This is a genomic window from Arthrobacter sp. UYP4 (assembly GCF_057291175.1).
In genome coordinates, this window is the sequence record NZ_JBXAVU010000003.1 from 242,765 (window position 1) to 267,651 (window position 24,887).

Annotated in this window: 25 protein-coding genes and 3 tRNA genes; 7 read left to right on the forward strand and 21 right to left on the reverse strand. The window is 70.0% G+C overall.

All coding sequences use genetic code 11. The features are described from left to right. Positions 1-9: 9 nt before the first annotated feature. The 13 genes from AC0Z9V_RS13320 to AC0Z9V_RS13380 all read right to left on the reverse strand — a co-directional run bounded on the left by AC0Z9V_RS13320 (position 10) and on the right by AC0Z9V_RS13380 (position 8,165). Positions 10-1,020 (reverse strand): LacI family DNA-binding transcriptional regulator, encoded by a 1,011-nt coding sequence (locus AC0Z9V_RS13320; protein ID WP_485141793.1) that lies wholly within the window; start codon positions 1,018-1,020, stop codon positions 10-12. Between the two features lie 4 nt (positions 1,021-1,024). After that, on the reverse strand, positions 1,025-1,912 hold the full coding sequence (locus AC0Z9V_RS13325; protein ID WP_244186274.1) for a carbohydrate ABC transporter permease: 888 nt from the start codon (positions 1,910-1,912) through the stop codon (positions 1,025-1,027). A gap of 74 nt (positions 1,913-1,986) precedes the next feature. Next, positions 1,987-2,952: a carbohydrate ABC transporter permease gene (locus AC0Z9V_RS13330; protein ID WP_133080259.1), complete on the reverse strand. Its 966-nt coding sequence runs from the start codon at positions 2,950-2,952 to the stop codon at positions 1,987-1,989. Between the two features lie 146 nt (positions 2,953-3,098). After that, positions 3,099-4,445: an ABC transporter substrate-binding protein gene (locus tag AC0Z9V_RS13335; protein ID WP_485141794.1), complete on the reverse strand. Its 1,347-nt coding sequence runs from the start codon at positions 4,443-4,445 to the stop codon at positions 3,099-3,101. 182 nt (positions 4,446-4,627) lie between these two features. Next, a complete protein-coding gene (locus tag AC0Z9V_RS13340; RefSeq protein ID WP_485141795.1) occupies positions 4,628-5,266 on the reverse strand; it encodes a hypothetical protein in 639 nt (212 codons plus the stop codon). Continuing rightward, complete coding sequence (locus AC0Z9V_RS13345) at positions 5,263-5,865, reverse strand: DUF6286 domain-containing protein (RefSeq protein WP_244186121.1); 603 nt, start codon at positions 5,863-5,865, stop codon at positions 5,263-5,265. The genes AC0Z9V_RS13340 and AC0Z9V_RS13345 overlap by 4 nt, the downstream gene beginning before the upstream one ends. Then, positions 5,862-6,281, reverse strand: coding sequence for a hypothetical protein (locus AC0Z9V_RS13350; RefSeq protein ID WP_459268809.1), 420 nt, complete (start codon positions 6,279-6,281; stop codon positions 5,862-5,864). The genes AC0Z9V_RS13345 and AC0Z9V_RS13350 overlap by 4 nt, the downstream gene beginning before the upstream one ends. Further along, the gene (locus AC0Z9V_RS13355; protein ID WP_133080256.1) at positions 6,278-6,469 is read right to left on the reverse strand and encodes a DUF2273 domain-containing protein; all 192 of its coding nucleotides are present in this window, start codon (positions 6,467-6,469) and stop codon (positions 6,278-6,280) included. Before AC0Z9V_RS13355 ends, AC0Z9V_RS13350 begins: the two co-directional genes overlap by 4 nt. A 7-nt stretch (positions 6,470-6,476) precedes the next feature. Then, entirely contained in the window at positions 6,477-6,932 is a 456-nt protein-coding gene (locus AC0Z9V_RS13360; protein WP_133080255.1) for an Asp23/Gls24 family envelope stress response protein, read from the reverse strand. A 99-nt stretch (positions 6,933-7,031) separates the two neighbouring features. Next, entirely contained in the window at positions 7,032-7,532 is a 501-nt protein-coding gene (locus AC0Z9V_RS13365) for a hypothetical protein (RefSeq protein ID WP_485141796.1), read from the reverse strand. A 255-nt stretch (positions 7,533-7,787) separates the two neighbouring features. Beyond that, positions 7,788-7,860 (reverse strand) — tRNA-Phe (locus tag AC0Z9V_RS13370). A 71-nt stretch (positions 7,861-7,931) separates the two neighbouring features. Next, positions 7,932-8,005: transfer RNA gene (locus AC0Z9V_RS13375), tRNA-Asp, on the reverse strand. A gap of 87 nt (positions 8,006-8,092) precedes the next feature. After that, a tRNA-Glu gene (locus AC0Z9V_RS13380) sits at positions 8,093-8,165 on the reverse strand. 186 nt (positions 8,166-8,351) lie between these two features. Between AC0Z9V_RS13380 and AC0Z9V_RS13385 the strand changes: the two genes are divergently transcribed. Then, positions 8,352-8,723 (forward strand): metallopeptidase family protein, encoded by a 372-nt coding sequence (locus tag AC0Z9V_RS13385; protein WP_244186151.1) that lies wholly within the window; start codon positions 8,352-8,354, stop codon positions 8,721-8,723. Between the two features lie 39 nt (positions 8,724-8,762). Here AC0Z9V_RS13385 and AC0Z9V_RS13390 read toward each other — a convergent pair whose 3' ends face one another. Further along, positions 8,763-9,776, reverse strand: a complete 1,014-nt coding sequence (locus AC0Z9V_RS13390) for a universal stress protein (protein WP_208740465.1) — start codon at positions 9,774-9,776, stop codon at positions 8,763-8,765. Between the two features lie 255 nt (positions 9,777-10,031). Here AC0Z9V_RS13390 and AC0Z9V_RS13395 point away from each other — a divergent pair, with 255 nt between their 5' ends. After that, positions 10,032-10,685 carry an FAD-dependent monooxygenase gene (locus tag AC0Z9V_RS13395; protein WP_244186150.1) on the forward strand — a complete coding sequence of 218 codons (654 nt, stop codon included), beginning with the start codon at positions 10,032-10,034 and terminating at the stop codon, positions 10,683-10,685. Positions 10,686-10,715: 30 nt separating this feature from the next. Here the strand turns inward: AC0Z9V_RS13395 and AC0Z9V_RS13400 are convergent, their stop codons facing one another. Beyond that, a complete protein-coding gene (locus AC0Z9V_RS13400; protein ID WP_485141797.1) occupies positions 10,716-11,339 on the reverse strand; it encodes a copper resistance CopC family protein in 624 nt (207 codons plus the stop codon). Between the two features lie 148 nt (positions 11,340-11,487). On the opposite strand from AC0Z9V_RS13400, the gene AC0Z9V_RS13405 reads away from it, so the two are divergent. Beyond that, a complete protein-coding gene (locus tag AC0Z9V_RS13405; RefSeq protein ID WP_485141798.1) occupies positions 11,488-12,939 on the forward strand; it encodes an NCS2 family permease in 1,452 nt (483 codons plus the stop codon). Between the two features lie 203 nt (positions 12,940-13,142). On the opposite strand, the gene AC0Z9V_RS13410 is transcribed toward AC0Z9V_RS13405, so the two are convergent. Further along, positions 13,143-13,967, reverse strand: coding sequence for a 3-hydroxybutyrate dehydrogenase (locus AC0Z9V_RS13410; protein WP_485141799.1), 825 nt, complete (start codon positions 13,965-13,967; stop codon positions 13,143-13,145). Between the two features lie 117 nt (positions 13,968-14,084). On the opposite strand from AC0Z9V_RS13410, the gene AC0Z9V_RS13415 reads away from it, so the two are divergent. Further along, positions 14,085-14,987: a LysR family transcriptional regulator gene (locus tag AC0Z9V_RS13415; protein ID WP_133080248.1), complete on the forward strand. Its 903-nt coding sequence runs from the start codon at positions 14,085-14,087 to the stop codon at positions 14,985-14,987. A 73-nt stretch (positions 14,988-15,060) separates the two neighbouring features. Here AC0Z9V_RS13415 and AC0Z9V_RS13420 read toward each other — a convergent pair whose 3' ends face one another. The 3 genes from AC0Z9V_RS13420 to AC0Z9V_RS13430 all read right to left on the reverse strand — a co-directional run bounded on the left by AC0Z9V_RS13420 (position 15,061) and on the right by AC0Z9V_RS13430 (position 18,387). Further along, positions 15,061-16,791 (reverse strand): cation:proton antiporter, encoded by a 1,731-nt coding sequence (locus tag AC0Z9V_RS13420; RefSeq protein ID WP_485141800.1) that lies wholly within the window; start codon positions 16,789-16,791, stop codon positions 15,061-15,063. A gap of 233 nt (positions 16,792-17,024) precedes the next feature. After that, entirely contained in the window at positions 17,025-17,837 is an 813-nt protein-coding gene (locus tag AC0Z9V_RS13425) for a spermidine synthase (RefSeq protein WP_485141801.1), read from the reverse strand. A 13-nt stretch (positions 17,838-17,850) separates the two neighbouring features. Next, positions 17,851-18,387, reverse strand: coding sequence for a GNAT family N-acetyltransferase (locus tag AC0Z9V_RS13430; RefSeq protein ID WP_244186064.1), 537 nt, complete (start codon positions 18,385-18,387; stop codon positions 17,851-17,853). Positions 18,388-18,639: 252 nt separating this feature from the next. Between AC0Z9V_RS13430 and AC0Z9V_RS13435 the strand changes: the two genes are divergently transcribed. The 3 genes from AC0Z9V_RS13435 to AC0Z9V_RS13445 all read left to right on the forward strand — a co-directional run bounded on the left by AC0Z9V_RS13435 (position 18,640) and on the right by AC0Z9V_RS13445 (position 21,316). Next, on the forward strand, positions 18,640-19,743 hold the full coding sequence (locus AC0Z9V_RS13435; protein ID WP_485141802.1) for a trypsin-like serine peptidase: 1,104 nt from the start codon (positions 18,640-18,642) through the stop codon (positions 19,741-19,743). Positions 19,744-19,863: 120 nt separating this feature from the next. Beyond that, positions 19,864-21,081, forward strand: coding sequence for a S8 family serine peptidase (locus tag AC0Z9V_RS13440; RefSeq protein WP_133080244.1), 1,218 nt, complete (start codon positions 19,864-19,866; stop codon positions 21,079-21,081). 4 nt (positions 21,082-21,085) lie between these two features. Next, complete coding sequence (locus AC0Z9V_RS13445; RefSeq protein WP_459268798.1) at positions 21,086-21,316, forward strand: hypothetical protein; 231 nt, start codon at positions 21,086-21,088, stop codon at positions 21,314-21,316. A 6-nt stretch (positions 21,317-21,322) separates the two neighbouring features. Here AC0Z9V_RS13445 and AC0Z9V_RS13450 read toward each other — a convergent pair whose 3' ends face one another. Then, positions 21,323-22,363 (reverse strand): hypothetical protein, encoded by a 1,041-nt coding sequence (locus tag AC0Z9V_RS13450; protein ID WP_485141803.1) that lies wholly within the window; start codon positions 22,361-22,363, stop codon positions 21,323-21,325. Next, positions 22,360-24,648 carry a C1 family peptidase gene (locus AC0Z9V_RS13455; RefSeq protein ID WP_485141804.1) on the reverse strand — a complete coding sequence of 763 codons (2,289 nt, stop codon included), beginning with the start codon at positions 24,646-24,648 and terminating at the stop codon, positions 22,360-22,362. The genes AC0Z9V_RS13450 and AC0Z9V_RS13455 overlap by 4 nt, the downstream gene beginning before the upstream one ends. Between the last annotated feature and the right edge of the window lie 239 nt (positions 24,649-24,887).

Consider the following 24,887-nt stretch of genomic DNA (forward strand, 5'->3'; position numbering starts at 1 on the left):
GCGGGGCGCTCAGGACGGGGCCGGCCCCGTCGACTTCCGGACGACCAGTGCGTGCGGCCGGGACGGCGGGTCGTCCGCCGGTTCGTTGCGCATCAGCTCCCCGAGCAGGAGATCGGCCGCGTAGGCGCCCTGTCCCGCGGGGTCCTGCCGGATGGTGGTCAGGCCCATCGGCTCGGCGAACTCGTGGTCGTCGATGCCGATGACCGACAGGTCGCGGGGCACGTCGATGCCCAGCTCGGCAGCCGCCGTCAGCACGCCGAACGCCATCTCGTCGGAGGAGCAGAACACCGCCGTCGGGCGGTCCCGGGGATCGGCGAGCATCGCCAGGGCCGACGCGCGCGAGGTGACGAACCGGAAGTCGCCGAAGGCCGTCCAGTCCTCCCGCACCGTCAGCCCGTGGTCGGTCATGGCGTCCCGGAAGGCCTGCTCCCTGAGTCGCGGCACCTCGAAGTCGATGTCGAAGGACCCCCCGCCGCGCATGTGGGCGATCCGCGTGTGGCCGAGCCCGATCAGGTGCTCCACGGCGTCGCGGGCAGCCTGTGCGTCGTCGATCCCGACGTGGCGTACGCCCTCGACCGCACCGCCGATCACGAGGTTCGGGTAGTCCAGCTGCTGGACCGCCTTCCGCTCCTCCGGCGTCAGGTGCATGGACATGACGAGCAGGGCGTCGATGCGCCGTCGCAGGATGGAGCGGTGGAACACGCGGTCGCGGTTCACCCCGTCCCCGCCGAGGCTGAACAGCACGAGGTCGTAGCCGGCCGCGCGCAACCGTCGGTCGATGCCCTCGAGGACGGCCGAGAAGAACCAGCGGTCGATCACCGGGACCAGGACGCCCATCGCCATCGTGCGTCCGGACGCGAGTCCGGACGCCGACGACGACGGCACGTACCCCAGCTCCTTCGCCGTGGAGTTGACCCGCGCGCGCGTCTCCTCGGCCACTCCCGGCAGCCCGCGCAGTGCGCGGGACACCGTGGCCGTGGAGACGCCGAGGGACGCCGCGACGTCGTCGATGCTGGTCATGAGCTCAGCCCTTGAGGCCGCCGGCGAGGAGGCCGCGCACGAAGTAGCGCTGGAGCCCGAAGAACACCGCGAGCGGGACGATGATGGACACGAAGGCGCCCGCCGTCAGCCGCTGCCACTCACCGCCGCGGGAGCCCTGGATCTCGGCCAGGCGCTGGGTGATCGGTGCGACGTCCGCCCCGCCGCCGGAGAAGACGAGCGCGACGAGGAGGTCGTTCCACAGCCAGAGGAACTGGAAGATGCCGAAGGAGGCCAGCGCCGGCGTTGCCAGCGGGACGATGATGCGCCAGAAGATGGTGCTGTGACCGGCCCCGTCCACGCGCGCCGCCTCGATGACCTCACCGGGGATCTCCGCGATGAAGTTGTGCAGGAGGAAGATGGCCAGCGGCAGCCCGAAGATGGTGTGGGCCACCCAGAGCTGTGCGTAGGTGCCGCTCGGCAGCAGCTGGAACTCGCCGAACTTCAGGACCTGCGTGAAGAGCTGGAGCAGCGGGATCAGCGCCATCTGGAGGGGGACGATCTGCAGGGCGAAGACGAAGATGAACAGGCCGTCCTTCCCCCTGAACCGGCCCCAGGCGAACATGTAGGCCGCCATGGCGCCCAGGACCAGCGTGAAGACGGTACCGGGGATCACGATCGCCAGGGAGTTCACGAAGTAGGAGAGCAGGTTCGGCGACTGGCTGCCCCCGGGGCTGAGGACGTCGGCGTAGTTCTCCAGGGTGAACTGGCGGTCGAGGATGGCGTTCCACCAGCCGTTGCCCTTGATGTTGTCCTCGGGGCGGAAGGACGAGATCAGGAGCCCGAAGGTGGGGACGGTCCAGATCACGGCGATGATGATCGCGGCAGCGGTCGCCCCGCGCGATGTCAGCCGCTGCCGGACGCGCTTCTGCATGGTCGGGGTGCCGGCGGTGGCGTCGTCCTTGACGTCCGGCAGGAGCTCTTTGTCGTTGTGCAGGGGCACGGTGCTCATCGGATCTCCTTCTGCTTGCGGAGCAGCCGGGCGTTGTAGACCACCACGGGCAGCACCATCAGGAACAGGACCAGTGCCAGTGCGGCGCCCCGTCCGGGCTCACCCGCCCTGAACGCCTGGGTGTACATCTCGTTGGCGACCACCGACGTCTCGTACTGGCCTGCGGTCATGGTCCGGACGATGTCGAAGACCTTGAGCGTCCCGATCGTGATCGTCGTGATCACGACGATCAGGGAGCCACGGATCGTGGGGATGGTGACGTTGCGGAACTGCTGCCACGCACTGGCGCCGTCGAGCCTCGCCGCCTCGACGATCTCCGTGGGGATGCCCTTGATGGCGGCGGACAGGACCACCATCGCGAAACCGGTCTGGATCCAGATCATGACGGCGATCAGGAAGAACGTGTTCTCCGGGGCGTCGAGCAGGAACTGCTTGGGTTCCTGTCCCAGCCACACGAGGATCTGGTTCAGGAGCCCGATCTGGTCCTGCTCGGCGCCCTTGTAGGCGTAGACGAAGCGCCAGATCACGCCGGCTCCGACGAAGGAGATGGCCATGGGCATGAAGACCAGGGCCTTCAGCGCCTTCTCGCCCCGGGCGCGGTCGATGAACACCGCGTAGGCCAGGCCGATCGAGGACGCGAGCAACGGGACGAGGACCACCCAGATCAGGGTGTTCCTCAGGGTCACCAGGGCCTCGGGCTGCGTGAACATCCACACGAAGTTGTCCAGTCCGACGAACTCCCCGTTGCGGTCCGTGAAGGAGAGGTACGAGGTCTGGAGCGCCGGGAAGACGAGCCCGACGGCCAGCAGGATCAGGGCCGGTGCCAGGAACCCTGCGACCTGGAGCTTCTCCCGTCCGGACTTCGGAGCCCGGTCCACGACCAGCATGATGAGGCCGATGATGGCCGCGAAGATGGCGAGTCCCACCACCACCTGTAAACCTTTGTCAGCGAAATCTTCCACAGCCCAGCCTCCTTGGTGCGCGTGATGAAAGTGATCTTGGAAAAGTGCGGCCGGGCAGGCTCCACCGCCCGGAGCGGTGGAGCCTGAGCAACCGGCGACGGCCGGCACCGGCACCTTCTCGGGTGCCGGCGCCGGCCGTCAGCGCATCAGGACGCCGGCCAGCTGTCCTCGACGGACTGCGTCACTTCCTCCGTGGAGGAACCGTTGATCCAGTTCACGATGCCGCTCCAGAAGGAGTTGGATCCGACGGCGCCGGGCATGATGTCGGAGGCGTCGAAGCGGAACACCGTGTTGGGGTCCTGCAGCAGTTCGATCGACTGGCGGTCGAGGTCCGATCCTGCGAGCTCGGGGTCCAGTCCCTTGTTGGCACTGATCGCTCCGCCCTGGGATACCCGGGCGTTGGCGAACTCGGCGCTCGCCATGAAGGACTGCAGGGCGACGACCTCGGGGCGATCCGCGTAGGCGCCCACCATCTCGCCACCACCGGTGATCGCCGTACCCGCGGCAGGATCGACGGGAGGGGTCATGAAGGCCCAGACGTCACCGTCTTCGGCGACCTCGGTGTCCTCGGGCCAGTTGGCCGCCTGGAAGGAGGCCTGGTGGTGCATGGCGCACTGGCCGTCGAGGACGGGCTGGCCGGCCTCGGCGAACGCGGTCGAGAGGATGGAGCGCGAGTCGCCGAAGCCACCGTTGACGTAGTCGTCGTTCTTGAGGATGTCACCGACGCGGTCGAAGGACTCGACGATCCGGGGATCGTCGAACGGGATCTCGTGGGTCACCCACTGGTCGTAGACCTCGGGGCCGTGGTCGCGGAGCACCGCGTCCTCGATCCAGTCGGTTCCCGGCCAGCCGGTCGCCTCGCCGGACTCGAAGCCTGCGCACCAGGCCTTCATCTCCTCTTCCTCGCCGGCGATCTTCTCCGTCAGCTCCGTCATCTCGTCCCACGTGGTCGGGACTTCCCAGCCCTTCTCCTCGAAGGTCGCGGGGACGTACCAGACGTAGCCCTTGACGTTCGCGAGCATCGGCGCGGCGTAGAAGGTGCCGTCCACGGTGCCGTACTTCTTCCAGTCGGGGGACCAGCCCTCGTCGACGAGGTCCGAGACGGCCTGCGGGGCGGGCTTCAGGTTCTCCGCCTGCGAGGCGAGCAGGCCCGGCTGCGGGAAGATCGCGAGGTCGGGAGCCGTCCCGCCCTGCGCGCGGACGCCGATCTGGGTCTCGAACTCCTTCGAGCCCTCGTATGCGACCTCGATGCCGGTGCATTCGGAGAAGTCGGCCCAGGAGTTCTCGAGCCTTTCAGCCTCGACGTCGACGATCGTCGAGTAGACGCTGACCTCGGCGTCCTCGAACGTCCCGTAGGACTCGTAGGCGGCGCAGTCCGCGTCGCCCGAACCGGCACTGTCGGATTCTCCGGAACCGCACCCCGCGAGTGCGAAGAGGGAGACGCTGAGTGCTGCCGTGGGCAGCAGATACTTGCGTGAGCGAATATTCGCCATGGAAACAGACTCCTTTGTCTTGCGGTACTCCGTGAACCTGGCTGACGGCCACGAAAGCCGAGCGCCGGGGTTGTGCCGCCTCACTGAATGATGAGAGTCAGCGTAAGCGCTTGCAAAGCGCCCGACAACCCGGCGGGGACCCCACGCGGCTTTGATACGGAATCGTGACCTGGTCCACAGGGTCAGCTGACGCGCTCGGCCCTGGTGAAGCGGACGCGCGCCCCTGAACTGATGCTGATGAGCACGGGGGTCCTGTACCCCGTGACCGCATCCAGAGCCTCGACCAGGCGGGAGACCTCGACCGCGACGGTGTAGGGCGGGACCCCCTTCCTCGGGAACACCCGGACGCGCAGACCCGGGACTCCCCGGAGCTCCCAGGTGCTCACCGAGGCGCCGGCGAGGTCCGGACGCTCGAGCAGCGCGGCCTTGAGCGCCTGTTCGGCGGCCGCCGCGGTGATCGTCACCGATCCCGCGGTCCCGCCGTCGTCCGGACGCGGTGAGGAACCGCCCGGCCCACCGACGGCGGCGAACACCCCGGTCCGCCCCCTCCCCTGTGCGGCGATCCACAGCGCGAGCAGGACGACCAGCGCGAGGAGGACGGCTGCGAGCGCAGCCCACAGCCAGGTGTCCTCCTGCCCCTCGAGCGTGGTCCGGCCGCGGACGCCGTCGATGCCCTCCCCGATGCGCGGAGCGGTGACGCGCCACCAGGAGGCGACGGCGGGAACGGCGAGGAGCGCGAGACCGAAGGCTCCGGCGGCGAGGGCGAGGAGTCCGACGACGGCGAGCACGAGCCGGTTGAGTACGCGTGGGGTGGTGTTCACTGCCCGATCACCCCCGACTCGGCGACGATGACGGTGATGCGGGGTTCGGGCACCACGCTCGAACGACGGAGGTCGTCGGCGACGGCCACCCGCACGGCATCGGCGTCCACAGGGACACCCGACGTCGGACGGACCTGCACGGTGACGGTCGTCCGGCCCACGGTCACGAGCACCTGCTCGGGAGCCACCCCTGCCGCCACCCGTGCCCTGCGGGCGAGCGAGGACGCCACCACCTCGGCATCGACGACCACCGCGGCCCGCTCGTTCGGGATGGTGTAGCGGGGTCTGCGGCCGGGCAGCACGGCGAGCAGGAGGAGGAGTGCTCCGAGCACGAGCAGCAGGGCGGATCCGGCGCCGAGCAGGGAGGCGGGTGCTGCACCGGGCAGCGTCCCGACCCATGCTGCCGCGGCCTCGAGGTCCACGAGGAACGGCTCGTCCCCCACCGCCTTCAGCAGCGCCTCGAACAGCAGGACGAGGAGTGCCACGATCAGCAGGACCGCCGTTCCCACCGAGGCGATGGCCCGCGAGGAGTGGAGCTCCCTGCGCACGAGCCGGGCGGTGGATGCAGGTGTCGAGCGGTCCAGCGGATCCGCACTCACAGCACCCTCGCCCCCTTGGCGACGGTGCTGCCGATGACACGGATGTCGACGCGGCTCAAGCGTGCACCGGTGAGCGACTCGACGCGCTCCAGGATCGGCGTACGGGCCGCCTCCACCCGCGCCCACAGGGGGCCGCCGAACGACTCCACGACGCCGGGATCGTCCAGCACGCGGGCCAGGGGCGGGACGGGCAGCGGTAGGGCCAAGAGGAGGGCGAGCAGGCCGCGGTCGTCGGTGAACGACGCCCGGACCTGCGCGGGCTGCACGCCGAGCACTTCCGCAGCGGCGGCCTGCGCGGTGCTCGTCAGGGCCTGGGTGGTGATGCGGTTGTGCCCACCGGGAGACGCGCGGTGCCGCGGCACGGAGAGAGGAGCCATGGAACGGGTGGTCGCGGCGTGGAGTGGCTCGGTGGTCACGAGGACGAGCGTCGGCCGGACAGGGCGTCGAGGACACCGCGCAGGTCGAGCCTGCCCTCGATGATGCGCCCGAGGACGGCACCGGCGAGGACCAGCACGAGGGTCAGCACGAAACCCCAGAACCCGAAGATGAGGGCGGCGAAAGCCAGGACGGCTCCGGTGGCCATACCGATGATGGTGGGTGTCACGGCTGCCTCACTCGACCGGTTGCTTCAGCTGGGTGGAACCCGTCGTGCGGACGCGTTCGCCGGTCGTCTCGGCCGGAGGCGGCAGGTGCACGTCGAGGACTTCGACGTTGACCTCGATGACCTCGAGTCCCACCAGATCGGTCAACGCCTCGTAGACGGCGACCCGGACGGAGTCCGCCAGGGCATTGAGGGCGTAGCCGTAGACGGCGACGAGGCTGATGTCCGCGGCGAGCTGGGTCTGCCCCACCTCCACTTTCACGCCGTGCGCCGGATCGTTCGCGCCGACGGCGTCCCGGATGGCTCCGAGGGCCCGTCCGGCGCCGGGCCCCAGGGCGTGGACTCCCGGTACGGCCCGCGCAGCGATGGCTGCGATCTTCACCGCAGCAGCGTCACCGATCACGGTCCGCCCGGCGGGTGCGTCCGGCAGGGCCGGCAGCGGCCGCCCTGGAGGTTGCTCGATCATCGACGTCGACCCCTTTCGCTTGTGCCCAGCCTAAGCCACGGCACGGCCTGCGGGGCAGGGCGCCCTGTCAGAAGGACCGGCGCCACCGGCGGGACGCGGTCAGGAGTGGGTGCAGTGCCGGCCGAGCCAGTCCTGCACGGGGACCATGGCACGGCGGAAGGCCTTCTCGTCGAATGTGCCCGACCCCTCCGGCGGGGCCTCGACGGAATAGGCGAGGGTGGTGAAGTCGTCGCGCAGGTCCGCCGGCACCTTCTCCCGCAGGTCGAGGATCTGCTGCTCGAGGGCGACGAGTTCCTCCGGATCCGAGTTGGAGCGGAGGCTCAACGGCGCGAGCATGGCCGTGGTGACCCCGCCCGCCACGATGACGCAGTGGTCCGACGGGTCCGGGCCCACCGCCGACCCCGTCTCCTCGCCGCCCGCCGCTCCCTCCCCGGATCCGGCCGGATCCGGCTCCTGGGGGGGCGCGGAGAGGAGCGTGGGCCCGGGAGACGGGCTGGCCGGCATGGTGAGCATGGTCTCGGCAGGGGCCGTCGCACCCTGGCTGCACCCGGCCAGGGCCATGGCGAGTGCCAGCCCGGGGACCGCATGCAGGAGTCTCACGAAGGCCCTTTCGTCTCGAGGGGTTGCCGGGGGTTCAACGCTTGAAAGCTCCACAAATATCCCAGGTGGTTCCCCTGGGCAACCGCAGGGTGCCCAGGGGGTACCGACCGGTCCGGACGGACCGGGCATGCCGGCCCACCGTTTCCGCTGCCGGCATCCGCCGTGATGCTACGGCTCGAACCCCGGCGTTGGCTGGGAACATCGGGCGCAGAAAAAAACCCCGCGTTCCGTGGGGAACTGCGGGGTTTTCGGCGGTGGCTCCGACCGGCGTCGATCCGGTGACCTTTCGATTTTCAGTCGAACGCTCTACCAACTGAGCTACAGAGCCTTGCGACCATCTTCGCGATGATCACCGTATCCAGCCCGACCGGAATCCCCGAGGGGATCCGGCCGCCTGAGCGACCCTGACGGGACTTGAACCCGCGACCTCCGCCGTGACAGGGCGGCGCGCTAACCAACTGCGCTACAGGGCCTTGCTATCTTTCCTTGCCGTTTTGCAAGAGTTCCAGCCTACCAGCACTTTGCCGTGCGGTTGACCGCCCGTGAGGGCATCTCGTGCGTACCCCCAACGGGATTCGAACCCGTGTCGCCGCCGTGAAAGGGCGGTGTCCTAGGCCACTAGACGATGGGGGCCAGAACCACAGTTCGGGTTCCTGCGACCTTCCGGAGGGCTAGCTTTTCCGGCGGATCATTCCCTGTCGTGGACCTATAAAACTATAGGGGCAGATTCTCGATTACACAAAATCGGCGCCTCGGCGGCGTCACCCGACCCCTCGGTGCCCGTCCGGGGCGCGGGTGTGCGTTCTGTACGATCGGGTCGTGCCGTTCGAGATCCCACTCACAGAGTTCGAGGAAGCCGTCGACGACGCCATCGACCGGATCCCCGACGACCTCGCCCGCGCCATGGACAACGTGGCCATCCTCGTCGTCGAGGAGTACGAGCCCGGGCCCGGGGAACCTGCCGACACGCAACTGCTGGGACTCTACGAGGGAACCCCGCTCACCGAGCGCGATGCGTGGTGGGAGGCGGGGTCGCTGCCGGACCGCATCAGCATCTTCCGCGGACCCCTCATGCGACTCTGCGAATCCCGCGAGGAACTGGTGGAGGAGATCCTGGTGACGGTGGTGCACGAGGTGGCGCACCACTTCGGCATCGACGACGACCGGCTCCACGAACTGGGCTGGGGCTGAGGCCCGCCCTGCGGAGGCCGGCCGGTGACGGCCCGTGCGCTACCGGGTCGGCGCGATCATCGGCCCGAACGAGCTCCGGTCCTCGAGTCGCGGGTCCGCCTTGTCGGGGACGATCAGCACCGGACCCCGGGCATGGTGCAGGACGCCCTGGCTCGTGGACCCCATGAGCATGCCCGCGAAGCCGCCGCGGCCCCGCGTGCCGACCACGAGCAGCTCCGACGTGGCAGAGGCCTCGATGAGCACCTCGGCCGGCGGCCCGTCCACGAGGTCCACCCGGATGTCCAGGTCGGGGTAGTGGCTCTGGAGCCAGTCGCGTCCGGCAGCGAGCTGGACGGCGAGGTCGGCATGGAGCGCTTCCCGGTCGACGGGTGCGGGCACCCAGGCGAGGGAGCCGTTGAAGGGCGCGACGGAGCAGACGACCCGGAGGGCGAGCCCCCGCGACCGCGCTTCCTCGGCCGCGGCGAGAGACGCCATGCGAGCCTGTTCGGAACCGTCGACGCCGACCACGACCACGGGTTCCACCACGGCGGGCGGCTTGTCCTTGACGGACTTCCGTCCCAGTTCCGGATGCCCGAGGCGGGCTCCCGTGCAGACCGGGATCACCGCCGTCGGACATTTCGCATGGGCAGGCAGGGCGCTGCTGACGGACCCGAGGAGGCGGCCCACGAAGCCACCGCGCCCGCGGGATCCCACGACCATCAGTTCCGCTTCCTCGGAGAGGTCGAGCAGGACGCCGGCGGCATCACCCGTCTCGATCCGCGGATGCACATCCACCGTGATCCCATCGAGGTGCCCGAGCGAGTCGTCGAGCACGGACTGCGCGCTGGCCCGGATCACGTCGTCGTCCACAGTGGCGTAGCCGGCGTCCATGCTGGAGGCCGCGAAGACCGGGACGGTGTAGGCGGTCACGACGTAGAGCGGAGCCCTGCGGCGCTCGGCCTCCTGGGCGGCCCAGAGCAGGGCGCACGTGCTCTGGTCGGAACCATCGACGCCGACGACTATCCCGTGCTGCGCCAGCCCCTGCGACAAACCCTCTGTGTGCTCGCTGCCCACGGCAGGCCTCCTTCGGTCGCGTGTTCCGCCGCCCGAAGCGGCCGGTCAACCATTTGTAGCGCACCGCAGATCATCGGTCTATCCACGGTCTGAAAAGTTATATAGGCTTCGAAGACCCGTCGCGGAGGTAGGCTTCCGAGCCCTTTTCCCCCGCGCGAAGTGCTCTTGGATGACCCGTTCGCAGCCAAGAGTCCGTACGGCCCGGAAGAGGCGCCGGGCCGTACGGGACCAATGCTTTCCAGTGGAGGTAACCCGGTGGATTCCTTGCCGCTCGACCCGGTCCGGTCTGCGTCCGCGATGCCCACGCCCGCGGAGCATACGAGCACCGTGGTCATCGGCTCGGGGCTGTCGGGACTTGCCGTCGCGAGCGAGCTGAGCCGCCGCGGCATCGATTCGATCGTCGTCGAGAGCCTCGAATGCTTCGACTCCGGCGCCATGCGGACGGTCATGACGGACTCCGTCTCCCTGTCGGAACGGACCGAACTCATGCGGCTCCTCCGCGGTTATGCGACGGCTCACCAGCTCGATGTCCGGCAGACCACCGTGGCGGAGAACCTCAGCATCATCGGGCATCCGAAGCTCATCAAGGGCCCCGTGGGGCACAAGAAATGGGCGGTGCAGACCGCCGACGGCGTGCTCCTCGCCGACCACGTGGTGCTCACCAAGTACCCCCAGAACGAACTGCGGAAGTTCCTCCGTTCCATGGGCATCGCGATCGGCAGGGACTTCAAGGCGGCCCTGCGCGCGATCGGCCTGCACCTCGTCGGCGTCGGCGAACTGCTGACGCCCACCACCCGGGAGATCGTCCGCCAGGCGAAACTCGTCAGCGACGCCATCGTGGCCCAGGGACCGGCCGCCCTCAACCGGATCGCGCCGCCCCTCGCGGCCATCTCGCCGCTGGGGGCATAGCCCTTCCCTGCTGCGGCCTGCCGGCCGGCCCTATTTGCCGGCGCCGAGCCGCTTGCGTGCCGTGACCGCGAGCGCGACGGCGATCGCCACGAGCGCCGCGATCATCAGGATGATGCTCCAGGGGAAGTCGCTGACGCCCGCCGTCTGCGTCTCGCCGGCCTCGGCCTCTTCCGTGTCCACCGGGCCGGCGGTGCTCACCGAGTCCGGTACCGTCGTCGAACCCTGCAGCGCGCTGAAGCCGAACGTGCCCTCGATGGGATGCGAGTCCGAGCTCACCACGCGCCAGTTGACCGTGTAGCTCCCGGCCGGCGCGCCGGTGCGCAGGGGCTGGGTCGCGGTCCGGTCGACGATCTGCACGGGCCCGTCCGCCCAGTCCACGCCGGACTCGTCGAGGACCTGCACCTGGGCGCCGATCCCCGAGGGCACGTTCGAGAAGGTGAGTTCCAGGCTGGGGGGCAGGACGTCGAGGGTCGTGCCCTCCGCCGGGTCGGTACCGGTCAGTTCGTCGTGCGCGCTCGCTGCGCCGCCGGCACCGAGCAGCATGGCGAGTGCCAGCAGGACGGCGGAGACGAGCCCGGCGACCGCAGGGAGGGGACGACGCCCCGGCCGCGGGGTGGCCGGGTGCTGGGCGGGCGGGAGGAGGGAGGCAACCATGCTCCAACCCTACGCGGAGACCCTGAGGGGGCGCTGGGGACCCGGCAGCGCGCCGGCCGGAGGGGCGCGTAACGGACGCAGCCTTCAGGCATGCCCGCGATAGAATGTATCGCGATTGCTCCCCGACCCTTCCGCCCTAGGATCCCCCATGCTCAAAACTGGTTCCGCGCTGGATCGCTACTTCGACATCACGCAGCGGGGGTCTACGTTCTCCCGTGAGATCCGCGGCGGCCTCGCAACCTTCTTCGCCATGAGCTACATCGTGGTGCTGAATCCGCTCATCCTCGCCGGCGCCGACTCCTCGGGCGGCGAGCTCGGCTTCGAACGCGTCGCCGCCGTGACCGCCCTCGTCGCCGGCATCCTGACCATCCTGATGGGCGCCTGGGCCAAGTACCCGTTCGCGCTGGCCACCGGGCTCGGCGTCAACGCGTTCGTGGCGATCACCGTCGCCACCAACCCGGGCCTCACCTGGCCGGACATCATGGGACTCGTCATGCTCGCCGGCCTCACGATGCTCGTCCTGGTGCTGACCGGATTCCGGACGGCCGTCTTCAACGCCGTCCCGGAGAGCCTCAAGACCGCGATCGTCGTGGGAATCGGCCTGTTCATCGCGCTGATCGGCCTGGTCAATGCCGGCTTCGTGCGCCGCGTCCCCGACGTCGCCAACACCACGGTGCCGGTGGGCCTCGGTTTCGGTGGAGTACTGATCGGCTGGCCCACCCTCGTCTTCGTCTTCGGCCTCATCCTGACCATCGCCCTCGTGGTGCGGAAGGTGCGCGGCGCCATCCTGATCGGCGTCCTCGCCGCGACGGTGCTCGCGGTGGTCCTCGAAGCCCTGTTCGACGTCGGCGCCAGCGTCTCCCCCGGCCAGGAGCCGAACCCCGCGGGCTGGTCCCTCGTGGTCCCGGAACTGCCCTCCGGTACGTGGATCGGCGTGCCCGACCTCAGCCTCGTGGGCAACGTGAGCCTGTTCGGGGCGTTCGGGCACCTCGGCGGCACCGCCGCCATCCTGCTGACCTTCACGATCCTGCTCAGCATCTTCTTCGACGCGATGGGCACCATGGTGGGGCTCGCCAACGAGGCCAAGCTCGTCGACGCCAAGGGCAACATCCCGGGGGTCGATCGCGTGCTCGTGATCGACGCGCTCGGCGCGGTGGCCGGTGGTGCCGGTTCGGTCTCGTCCAACCAGATCTACGTGGAATCGGGTGCGGGTATCGGCGAGGGTGCCCGCACGGGCCTCGCGAACGTGGTCACGGGACTGCTCTTCCTCCTCGCGATGTTCTTCACGCCCCTCATCAGCCTCGTGCCGTTCGAAGCCGTGGCACCCGCGCTCGTGGTGGTCGGCTTCATGATGGTGGCGCAGGTCGGCCGCATCGACTTCGAGGACTGGGGCGTCGCGATCCCGGCGTTCCTGACCTTCACGCTCATGCCGTTCACCTACTCGATCGCGAACGGCCTCGGCGCCGGCTTCATCGCCTTCGTGCTGATCCGCGCCATCCAGGGCCGCGGCCGCGAGGTGCATCCGCTGATGTGGGCCGTGGCCGCGGCCTTCGTGGTCTTCTTCGGCATCGGCCCCATCGAGGAACTCCTCGGCATCTGATCCCAGTGGGCGGTCGGTCGCTCCGGCGTCGGATCCGCCCGGTGATCGGGGCCGATCAGTGGGCGGGTCCGAACCTGCCCGCGCATCGAGCGCTCCGGGTGGGAGGAGCGACGACGGACCGCACGTCGACGGCTGGCGACGATGGCGGATGGGGGCCCCCGTCGTCGCTGTCCGGGGGACGGTCCTGCAGGTCGGTGCGCGGTTCAGCGCGCGGACCAGCCGCCGTCCATGACGTAGGACGAGCCCGTGACCATCCCGGCGTCGTCGCCCGCGAGCCATGCGACCAGCGACGCCACCTCCTCGGGTTCGACGAGGCGCTTGATCGCCGATTCCGTGAGCAGGATCTTCGAGAGCACCTCGTCCTCGCTGATGCCGTGCAGGCGTGCCTGGTCCGCGAGCTGGTTCTCGACCAGGGGCGTCCGCACGTAGCCGGGATTCACGCAGTTGCTCGTGACCCCGCGCTCCCCACCCTCGAGGGCCGTGACCTTGGACAGACCCTCCAGCCCGTGCTTCGCCGTGACGTAGGCCGATTTGAACGGCGAGGCGCGCAGGCCGTGGACGGAGGAGATGTTGATGATCCGGCCGAAACCCCGCTCGTACATCCTCGGCAGCGCCGCGCGGATCAGCAGGAACGGAACCTCGACCATGAGCTTCTGGATCCGGCGGAAATCGTCGGGGCGGAAGTCCTGGATGGCGCTGACCGTCTGGATGCCGGCGTTGTTGACCAGGATGTCCGCGTCGAGGGTCAGGTCTTCGAGCGCCGCGGTGTCGAGCAGGTCGACGGCCCAGGCCTCCCCCTCCAGATCCTGCGCCAGGGCCGCCGCGCCCTGCCCGTCGCGGTCGGCGACGACCACGGAAGCGCCGCGGGCGGCGAGGCTGCGCGCGCAGGCCGCGCCGATGCCGCTGGCGCCGCCGGTGATGACGGCCCTCCGACCGCCGAGACTTCCCTCGGAACGGCCGGCGGGCTGCGTGCCGGCCCTGCCCCCGGGTCCGATGTAGGACGTCGCCGCCGCTTCGTCGAGGCTCATGGCTTTCCTTCCGCGCATGCTCGGCGGGGCCGCTCCCCGCACACCACCTGAGTATTCCTGCACGACGGAGTGGGACCAATGACTACTTCGGCACGCCTACCCTGCGATACTGCACACATGGCTGCCCCGAACGCACAGGATCTCCTCGTCCTCCGGGCCGTCGCGCAGACCGGTCGCTTCACCACGGCGGCGGACAGCCTCGGTCTCAACCACACCACCGTCTCCCGGCGGATCGCGGCCCTCGAGAAGGCCCTCGGCGGGCACGTCCTGTCCCGTGGCACGGGCGGCTGGGAGCTCACGGACCTGGGCAGGCGGGCAGCGGATGCCGCGGCGGGAGTCGCCGCGGCCGTCGCGCAGCTGGCCGGTGACGACGGCGGCGCGCTCACCGGCGTCGTCCGCATGAGTGCCACGGACGGCTTCAGCGCGTTCATCGCCGCCCCGGCCTTCGCGCGGCTCCGGGCCCGCAACCCGCGGCTGAGCATCGAGATCGTCGCCGCCACCCGCAGGGCCTCCCAGACGCGGACGGGCCTCGACTTCGAGGTGGTGGTGGGCGAACCGCAGGTGCACCGGGCCGAGGCCACGCGGCTCGGGGCCTACGTGCTCGGGCTCTACGCGTCCCGGGACTACCTGGAGGAGCACGGCACGCCGTCGGACCTGGCGGAGGTGGTCACCCACCCGCTCGTGTACTTCATCGACTCGATGCTCCAGGTGGACAGCCTCGACGCACCGCGGCGCCTGCTGCCCGCGATGCGCGATGCGCTGAGTTCCACGAACGTGTTCGTCCACGTCGAGGCGACGCGGACGGGTGCGGGCCTCGGCCTCCTGCCGTGCTTCATGGCGGACCGGCATCCGGACCTCGTGCGGCTCCTGCCCGGACTGGTCGCCGAGCAGCTGGACTACTGGCTGGTGGTGCGTCCCGACGCGCTGCGGCAACCCGCCGTCGCCGCCGTGGTGGAGGCGCTGCGGGAGGGGACGCAGGCGCTGGAGCCGCAGTTGCTGGGCCGGTCGGGCGGGGTGTGATCGTCGTCGCGGCCGGCATGCTCCTCCCGGATGTCGGCGACCGTGCACGCGTCGGGGCAGCACCCGGACGGCGCTAGGACGATCCGCCCCGCGGACGCAGCCGGGTCTCCTCGACGTCCAGGATGCGCTGCGCCTTCGCCAGCACGCGGGACGAGTAGGTGCCGCGTGCCCGCGCTGCCAAAAGCGCCTGCCGTTCCGCCTCGAGCACGGCCAGCCGGAGGTCCCGGTACTGGCGGTGCGGTGAGCGCACCAGCTTCTGCTCCGGCAGGCGCGCCTTCTCCCACTCGAATTCCGACCGCATGCCGGTGTCGGTCCGCACCCGTTCCAGCACGTCCTCGTCCACCTGCACGTCCTCACCGACGATCTGCTGCGGGTCGTCCAGGATCCGCAGCCCCTCGGTGCGCAGCTCGTCGAAGAGGGTGGCGGATTCCTCACGGTCGGTGTCCGCGTCGATGCCCTCGATCCTCAGGACGCGGATGAGTGCGGGCAGGGTGCTGCCCTGCACCAGGAGGGTGGTGACGGCGACGGTGAACGCGATAAGCACGAGCTGCTCCCGGTAGGCGAACGACTCCGGCAGGGACTGCGCGGCCGCCAGGGTGACCACCCCGCGCATTCCCGACCAGCCGAGCACGGTGGCGCCCCTCCAGCCGAACCCCTCCCGCCGTTCGAGCTCGAGGTCGGCCCGGCGGCGCTCGTACAGCCTCGTGAGGGCACGTTTGCGGCGTTCCTGCCGGGCGTCGAGCGTCGGCTGTTTCTTGAGGCGGCCGAGACCGCGGCGCAGCTGCAGCGTCCGCCGTTCCGCCCGGCTCGGCAGTCTCCGCATCAGCAGCACGAGCGGGAAGACCCAGAGGAACCGCAGGACGATCAGGGCGAGCGTCGCGAGGAGACCGATCAGCACCGTCTGCTGCACCGTCAGCAGGGACTCGTCGATGTTCTGCAGCAGGGTCCTGACCTCGAGCCCGATGAGGAGGAACACGCCGTTCTCCAGCAGGAACTGCACGGTCCGCCAGTTCACGTTGTCGCTGATGCGGGCCCGGGCGTCGAACTGGCTCGCGCTGCGGTGACCGGTGTAGATCCCGGCGACCACCACGGCCAGCACCCCGGACGCACCGAGCTCCTCGGCGGGGAGGAAGGCGACGAACGGGACGGCGAGGGACAGCGCCGTGTCCAGCACCGGATCGTCGAGCTTGGACCGGAGGAAGACCGTGACCACGCCCACGGCGTAGCCGACGACGACGGCGACGACGACGGCGTACGCGAAGTCACCGACGGCCGCACCGAAGCCGCTCAGTGCCCCGGCGGACGCCGCGATGGCGCTGCGGAGGAGCACCAGCGCGGTCGCGTCGTTGACGAGGCCCTCGCCCTCCAGCACCGTGAGCAGCCGGGGCGGGAGGCCCAGCCGGCGGCCGATCGAGGTTGCGGCGACGGCGTCGGGCGGGCTGATCACCGCGCCGAGCGCGACCGCGGCGGCGAGACCCAGGCCGGGCAGCAGCGCGTGGAGGAGGAGTCCGGTGGCGAAGGCGGAGATCACGACGAGTGCGACGGACAGGCTGGCGATCGGCGTGACGTTCCGGCGGAAGTCCGTGACGGGCGTCTTGATCGCCGCGGCGTACAGCAGGGGCGGCAGGATGCCCGCCAGGATCCACTCGTCGGGGATGCTGAAGCTCGGGACACCGGGCACGAAGGAGAGCGCGATGCCGACGACGACGAGGATGAGGGGAGCCGCGACGCCCACGCGCCTGGAGAGCACCGCGACCGCCACGAGGACGGCGATCCCGATGATGCCCAGCAGTCCCAGTTCCACGCTGCCAGCCTAGTGTGGACGGACCGCGTCCGGCGGCCGTACGCGCGACGGCGGCGCCCCTTCACGGGAGGGGCCGAGGGCGTTACGGCGCTCGATCCGGCAGCGCGGCCGGTCGAGCGGCGGGCCGGGGAGCGCGCCCGACGGGCCGCCCGTGAGGTCGGCATCGCTGCGACGTGGCGGACGCCGTCCGCGCAGCGGTCCGCACGGCCGGCCGCGCACGCCTCCGCGGGCGGTCAGTCCGCGAGGAGCTGCGCGCCGGCCGAGAACATCCGCACCCGCGCGTCCTGCCAGAGGTGGGCGGGCACTCCCCCGCCCAGCAGTTCCCGGGCCAGCCCCGGATCCTCGCCGAGGGGCGCATCGCTCCCTGCGATGATCACGTTGCCGTAGCGCCTGCCCTTCAGCATGGCCGGATCGGCGATGATCACGGTGTGCGCGAACTCGGCGCCGATCGTCGCGGCCTCCCGCTTGGCCATCGCGAGGTTCGGGCTGTCGCCGCAGTTCACCACATAGACCCCGTCGGCTGCGAGGACGCGTTTGGCGGCCCGCGTGAATTCCTGGGTCGTCAGGGGCACCGGGGTCACGGCGCCCGCGAAGACATCCCGGATGACGAGGTCGCGGCTGTCCTCGCTGAGCGACTCCGTCACGGCGCGGGCCTCACCGACGCGGATGCGCACGAGCGGTGCCCGGGGCAGGTCGAACCACTGGCGCACCAGTTCGGCCAACCGCCCGTCGAGTTCGACGACGACCTGGCGCGCCGGCGGGTGGGAGGCGGCGAAACGGCGTGCGAGCGAGCACGCTCCCCCGCCGAGGTGGAGCACGCGGAGCCTGTCCGTGGACGCCCAGCGCGAATCGACGAGCGATGCGATCCAGCGCATGTACTCGAAATCCAGCTGCAGCGGATCGGCCAGGTCGATGTGGGAGCTGGGTACGCCGTTGATGCGCAGCACCCAGCCGTTCGGGTTGTACGGATCGGGTTCGAGCTCGCAGGTCCCGGTGTCGATGGGGAACTCGCCGATCTCGGGTCGTGCCCCCGAGGGCTTCGCCATCAGGTGCACCCTCTCATCGCTGGTCCGGACGGTGCATGCGGAACATGGGCCGATGGTGCCAGGTGGGCCCGCACAGCATCGAGGTGCCGTCGGGTTCGAAGCCGTTGCGGCGGTAGAAGCGCTCGGCCCGCGGGTTGCCGTTCAGGATCCACAGGTAGGCCGCCCGTGTGCCGATCGCGATGTCCATCAGGCGCTGCCCGAGCCCCGTCCCGTGCGTGGAGCGGAGGGTGTAGATGTGGTGCAGTTCGAAGTCGGGGCGGTCCTCGTCGCGTCCAGGACCGGAGGTCGCGATCGCGACCGGCGCGCCGTCGTCGTCGAACGCCAGCCAGCTCCGCGCGCTGCCGCGGGTGCGTTCCGCGTGCTGGAACGCCTCGCGCTGCCGCTCGATCATCGCGGGCAGCTCGGCGTCGTAGAACTCGTGGTACTCCCGCGGCATGATCTGCTCGTACGTCTCGTGCAGCCCTGCCACGTGGGTACGCGCGTACGCCTCGGCGTCGTCCACCGTGGCCGGCCGGATCAGGTAGGGAAGCGTCAGCAGGGGCTGTGTCACTTCCCCAGTTTAGTGGCCCCAGGCCACCGAGGTGCGGTGGTGCTCCTCATGGCGCCCGCCCGGCCGGTAACGCGACCATAACGCGGCGGTAACGCCGTCGGGCCTAGGGTGATCGCACGCTCCGGCGCCGACCGGCTGAGGAGCCGGGTGAACTCCGGCTGGTTCACTGTCCCGTGTAGGCCACGGGTCGCGCCAGGCGACGACGGACCGGCTGATGGCCGGCACCCACGCACCGCCGCTCGAGGAGAGACCATGACGAACGATTCGCCGGAACCGCTGGACCGCATCATGTCCCGCACCCGCCCGCAACAGGGCGACCCGCCCTCCGAACTGCACGACCCCCGGAACTACCTCGTCTTCGACCGCCTGCCCTCCGCGGCTGTGCTCGGCGATGCGTCCAGCGCTTTCCGCACCAACGCGGAAGGGCGTATGACGGTCAGCGATCCCGGGACGGTCCTCGGCATCGTGGTGAAGGCGGTGGAACCGTCGACCCTGTCGGATGTCGAGGCCGCCGTCACGGATCTGCAGGGCCAGGAGGATCCGGCGGGCAGCGCCGGCTCCTCCTACATTCCGGACTGGGTCGCCGTCGCGCCGACGCCGGTCCTCGCCCCCGTGGTCGAACCGACCCGCCTCGTCCGCAGGAACGGGGCGAAAGTGCGCCCGGAATGGGTCATCGAGGGCGACGGCAGGTCGGCGTACTACCCCAACGCCTACCCCTTCTCCGTCGTCGGCCGTATCTTCGTCTGGACCGATGCCGCTGCACCGAACTGGACATGGTGGGGTACGGCGTCCTTGATCGGAGCCCGCAGCATCCTGACCGCGAGCCACGTGGTCCCCTGGGGCTCCGCGAACTGGAAGGCGCTCTTCGTGCCGGCCTTCTACGACGGCGCATCCATCCATGGCGCGTGGGCCGCGTCCTGGGTGACCGGCGCCCACGGGTACAGCAGCCACGCGCAGGGCGACGACATGGCGGTCATGCGGCTCGATGTCGCGCTGGGCAGCAGCCTCGGGTGGTTCGGTTTCCGGACCTACAACCCGGGCTGGGAGGACCAGAGTGTGTGGACTCTGCCCGGTTACCCGTGGGACAAGGACGGTGGCAACCGGCCGTGGCTCTTCCTCAATTTCCCGATCATCGACGACGACAACGACGGCGCCGGCGTGGAGCTCGAATACCGCGCCGACACCGAGGGCGGCCAGAGCGGCGCACCCGTCTTCGGGTGGTTCGGGGGGTCTCCCGATATCGTCGGCACCCACTCGGGTGGCGAGGACAACTTCGGTGAACCACGACAGAACGTCGCCGCCGGGGGCAATGCGCTGACGAACCTGCTGCACTGGGCGCGCAACACCTGGCCGTAGGCACGCGCGAGCCCAGTTTCCCGCCATCGGGGAGCCGGGCCGACTCCGGGCTCGCCCCGAACCGCAGGACTTCCTCCTGCCCCTGAAGGATCCACCCCGACACCCCTGAGGTTGAGTGACATGATCGAACCAGATTCCTCCGGCGACCGGCCCTCCGGCTCGGCACCGGAAACCACCGGACGCTTCATCGTGGTCTTCGCCGAGACCGAAGCCGATCCGCCTGCCTTTTTGAGGTCGGCTGCCGGCCTGTCCAACGTGGCGGACTCCCGCGACTTCGGCCATGGGCCGGTCGACCCGGCGACGGCCGGCGATGCCGATGCCACGGTGTTCGCCTCCCTCGGCGTCGCCGTCGTCACCGCGGATCCCCAGCAAGCCGGGGCGCTGCGCATGTCGTCGGACCAGTCGAACATCGAGTCCATCTCGCCGGAACTCGTGCACCACGCGCTGTCGCAGGGGACCCTGAGCCCACCCTCGGCACTGTTCCAGGACACCGAGCACTTCACGTGGGGCCTCCAGGCGACCGGCGCCGCAACGTCCCCCCGCACCGGCAAGGGCATCAGGCTGGCGGTGCTCGACACCGGCTTCGATTCGTCGCATCCGGACTTCGCGGGCCGTCAGGTCACGGTCGAGTCCTTCATCCCCGGCGAGGACCCGCAGGACGGGCACGGGCACGGAACGCACTGCATCGGCACCTCCTGCGGGCCGCGCTCCTCCCGTGAAGGACCGGGCTACGGCGTGGCCTCCGAAGCCGACATCTACGCCGGAAAGGTGCTCAGCAACTCCGGTTCCGGCAGTGACGGTGGAATCATCGCCGGCATCGAGTGGGCGCTGGTGAACGGCTGCGCCGTGATCTCGATGTCCCTCGGAGCCGATATAGCGCAGGTTCATCCGCCGTACACCGCCATCGGGCGGCGGGTGCTCGACCAGGGTTCGCTGATCATCGCGGCGGCCGGGAACAACGCGGACCGGCGCCAGAACGACTTCGGTTTCGTCGGCGCACCCGCCAACAGTCCGTTCATCCTCGCGGTGGGCGCACTCGACGAGCAACTGGATCTGGCGTACTTCTCGGCGCGGACACTGCCCGTGCGCGGCGGGCAGGTAGACATCGCCGGTCCCGGCTACCGGGTGCACTCCTCCTGGCTGATGCCCGACCGCTACAACACGATCAGCGGGACCAGCATGGCGACGCCGCACGTCGCGGGTATCGCGGCACTGTGGGCCGAAGCCACCGGATACCGGGGGCGGGAGCTGTGGTCCGTGCTGGTGCAGGAGAGTTCCCGACTGCAGGCACCGTCGGTGGACGTCGGTTCGGGGCTTGCGATGGCGCCGCAGGAATAGCCGCATGAAGGTCACCGTGACGGTCGACGACGAGCACCGCCCATCGATCCACCATGTCGCAGAGCAGCTCGGCCTCCGCGGCATGGTGGTCGACCGGGTGCTGCCCGGACTCGGCATGATCACCGGTTCGGTGACGGCCGCTCTCCTGGCCGGGCTCGGCACGATCGACGGGGTGGCCGCGGTGGACGAGGAGCTGACCTATCGGCTGCCCTCCCCGGGCGACGCCGTCCAGTAGCCCACGTCACGCACCCGCCGCCTTCCCGCCGTCCTTCGCGCCGTCCTTCCCACCGACGTCGTCGAGGACGGTCTGGGCCTGGCGATCCACCAGGCCCGTGAAGAGTTGCTGAGCGGCTCCGAACACGATCGCCCAGGCGACGATCTGAGCGGGGGTGTCGAGTGCGCTCAGGCCCGGCACGAACCCGCCGCGCATCAGCTGCAGGCCGAGCACCGCTGTCAGTGCTCCGGCCGGCAGCTTCAGGACCGCGAGCGCGAGGGGCAGCCCGTAGGGCGTCGAGGTCCCCCGTACGTGGCGTAGTGCCGCGGAGCTTGATACCGCCGCAGCGATGAGGCCGAAGGACTCGATGAACAGCATGTCCCAGGGACGCGCCTCGGATCCGGTGGGGCAGGCCACTTGGTCGGGCGCCCCGAAACACAGGCGCAATTCCTCCGGGCGGAACCAGCCCGCAGCCGCGAGCACCACAGCCAGGACGGTGAGGACGAGGGCACTCATCAGGAGGATGTTCCGGAAGCTCCGTACACGGGAGAACTCCTGGCGCGCCTCGAAGCACGCCGCCCGGTAGGCGGACACCACCGCCATGCGGGTGGCCTCGTCCAGGGCCGCCGCCTGGGGTGATGTCCTGGCGGCCCGCTCGATGACCGCCCGTTGGGGATCGGTGGGCGGCAGGTGCTGGCGTGCGTGCGCCTGGAGGTTCGGCAGTTCGGACTGCACGAACCAGACGGGTGCCCGTCGTAGGAGGGCGACCTGCGCGGCTTCGAGGTGGCTCAGCGCGCGCTCGACCCTGGCGCCGTTGTAGGAGACCTGAAGTATCGGCGATCGGTTCGCGGCGATCCTGATCGCCTCGTCGAGGTGACCGGTGATCGCAGCATCCAGGACGGCGTTCCCGGCGCTCGATGCGGGATCGCCTGCAGTCGGCGGGTCGATCTTCGTCAGCCAGGCAGCGAGGGTGCGGACCTGGGCCGCACTGGCGACCGTGTGCTCACGCCACGTGGAGTTGGTCGGCCTGCCGAACGGAAGCTGTGCAGGTGCCTGGCGCGAGCTCATCGTGGTGGCGCATCGTTTCGCGGGTGAGCGGGTGCTGCAGCCCACCCGTCGCGGGTGAGGGCATCCATGACGGGGCTGCTGGTCATCGGCGCCACGTGCTCCTCGGGCAGTACACCGTTCGAGGCAGGTACGCTCACGTGGTCGGGCTGGGGTGCGGCCATTCGCGTGACCGGGACCGTTCCCGCGTGCTCGACGACGACAACGCGGGCAGGTGCGGAGAGGGATGCTTCCGGCCGCCGGCCCATCGCGGGGGCGGGATCGAGCAACGGCGTGTGTGGTTCGAACCGGGTGCGCTCGGCCACGTCCTGACGACCGAGGATCCGGAGCAGGACCGACGTCATCGTCGCGGCGTCGTTGTCGAATCCTCCGTGGGTCGTCGCCGCGCAATGGGCGGCCGCCGGTCCTTCGCTGGGAGAGAACACCAGCTCCGCGGGCAGCGTCGGCAGGATGTCGGCCAGGGTGGAGCCCTGGAGGGGGCTGGTCAGGAAACGCTCCATGCCGAACAGCGGCACCTCCCCACCGCTCCGGCTGTCTGCGCCGCTCTCCAGGGCGTGCGAGACGAGCACGAGCAGCGACTTCTGGTAGATGCTGACCTTCCCCGTACCGACGACGTCGTTCATCTCCTGGTGGTCGCCCAGGCCGAAGGAGGCGAGTCTGCGGACGTGTCCCGACACCAGGTGCGGCAGTACCGCACGGTCGAACTCGTCGAGGCGGATCGCCGGAGCGAGCCAGGTCAGGGACGCGACGGGCACGCCCTCGTCCTGGAGCCTGGGCAGCAGGTTCGCGGTGAAGATGGAACCCGCACTGTGCCCCACGAGGTGGACCTCGAGGTCGTCGCCACCGGTCGCCCTGGCGTAGTCGGCGAGGCGCCGGACCAGGAGGGAAGCACCGGGGAGCCCTGCCTGTTCGTCGCCGGCCGCTCCGCGTTCGGCCCCCTCCGGTGGCAGGGGGCGCGAGGCGGCTGCCGCGTTCTCCTTCATCTCGGCCCACATCCACCGCAGGTTCGCGCGGGCGAACTTCTCGACGAAACGATCGGCCTGCTCGATGAGGTCGAACCCGATACTGCCGAACGGGAGTTTGCTGCGGATGAGGTCGTCCAGCCGGTTGATCATGGTCTCCACGGGGCCGCTCTGCCACGCGAAGCTGATGGGGTACACCTGGTTGTTCAGCCACCAGTTCAGCTGGGCCTGCGCACTCGCCAGTCCCGAGCGCTCGTCGACGAGACCGCCGTGTGCGTACAGGACCACGCGCCGCACGGGCCGTCCTCCCGCCGGATCGCTCTCCTGCCAGAAGCGGTGGTACTCGTCCATGCGCTGCATGATCCGGTCGAGCTGCCGGGGGCTGCTGGTGAAACGACCCGTATCAGAGAGCTTCCCGTCGTTCCCGAGGTTCACCACGTGGCGGGAGAGCCGCACGAGGTCCGGTCCGGCTCCGCGGACGAGTGCGCCGGAGGTCCCCTCGACCGTCTTCGTGCGGTCCCTGGTCCGGATGACGGCGGGTACCCCGGGCCGGGCGACCCAGGCATCGTAGGCGGAGTCCAGCCAGTCGTCGTAGGGCAGCGTCGCGAAGCCACCGGAGCCCCACTCGGTCCCCCAGCTGTTCTGCACGAGGAACCCGATGTCGTTGTAGCCGACGATCACGAAGGCGTGGCCGCCGAGCTGGCCGGCCCCCGGTGTCCGCTCGATCAGGTGCACGTCCGACCTCCCCGGCTTGGCCACCCCGGTCGGCTGGATCCAGCCGGTATGGATCAGCGCCGAGGCGACGATGACGTTCAGTTCGTTGATCGCGGACTGCATGTCGTCGAGCCGGTGGGCGTGGACGCGGTAGAAGGCGCCGAGCGGACGGGCGAACGCCTTGTCGCTGAGGACGGGATCGCCGTCCAGATCGGGGTCGTCCAGGAGCCCCGGCCAGTCCGCGGCGGGCAGCACCCCGTGGTAGAACCAGCCCTTCAAGGCTCCCCTGAGTGAGGATCCCTCGTCTGATTCGCCGTCGAACTCGTCATAGCGCCGCGCCATCCGGTAGAGCATGTAGGGGCTCACCCCGTCGGGGGCGTCCTTCGCCGTCACCACCGTGTTGATCATCGCTGCGAGGGCGTGCCCCGTGCAGGAATTACCCTCCTGCTTCAGGACGAGCGTGCCCGGGGGTCGCCGGTCGAGCACGGCGGGCAACGGAGCAAGCCGTGGCCGGTACTCGAGGTCCCTCGCATCGAAGACATCGGGCATGACGTTCGCCCGGAAGGTGGCCCCGTTGAACTCGACCACTCCGGCTGGCAGCGTTTTCGGCACCGCGGGCCTCCATCTCCTCGGGCGGCCTGCCTGCGGGCCACCGCATGACGAAGGAGTATCACCACCTCTGTTACTACCCCGTTACCGGCCGTCCGACCGGAGGCGGTGCCTGCGGGGTCGGTGCACGCGGTGGACCGGGGATGCCAGTCCCGCGGACTCTGCAGCACGGCCTGGATGAGCCCCCCTTCACGCGGGTGAGTCGCGACTTCACGCGGGTGAGTCGCGACGAAGGTCCCGGA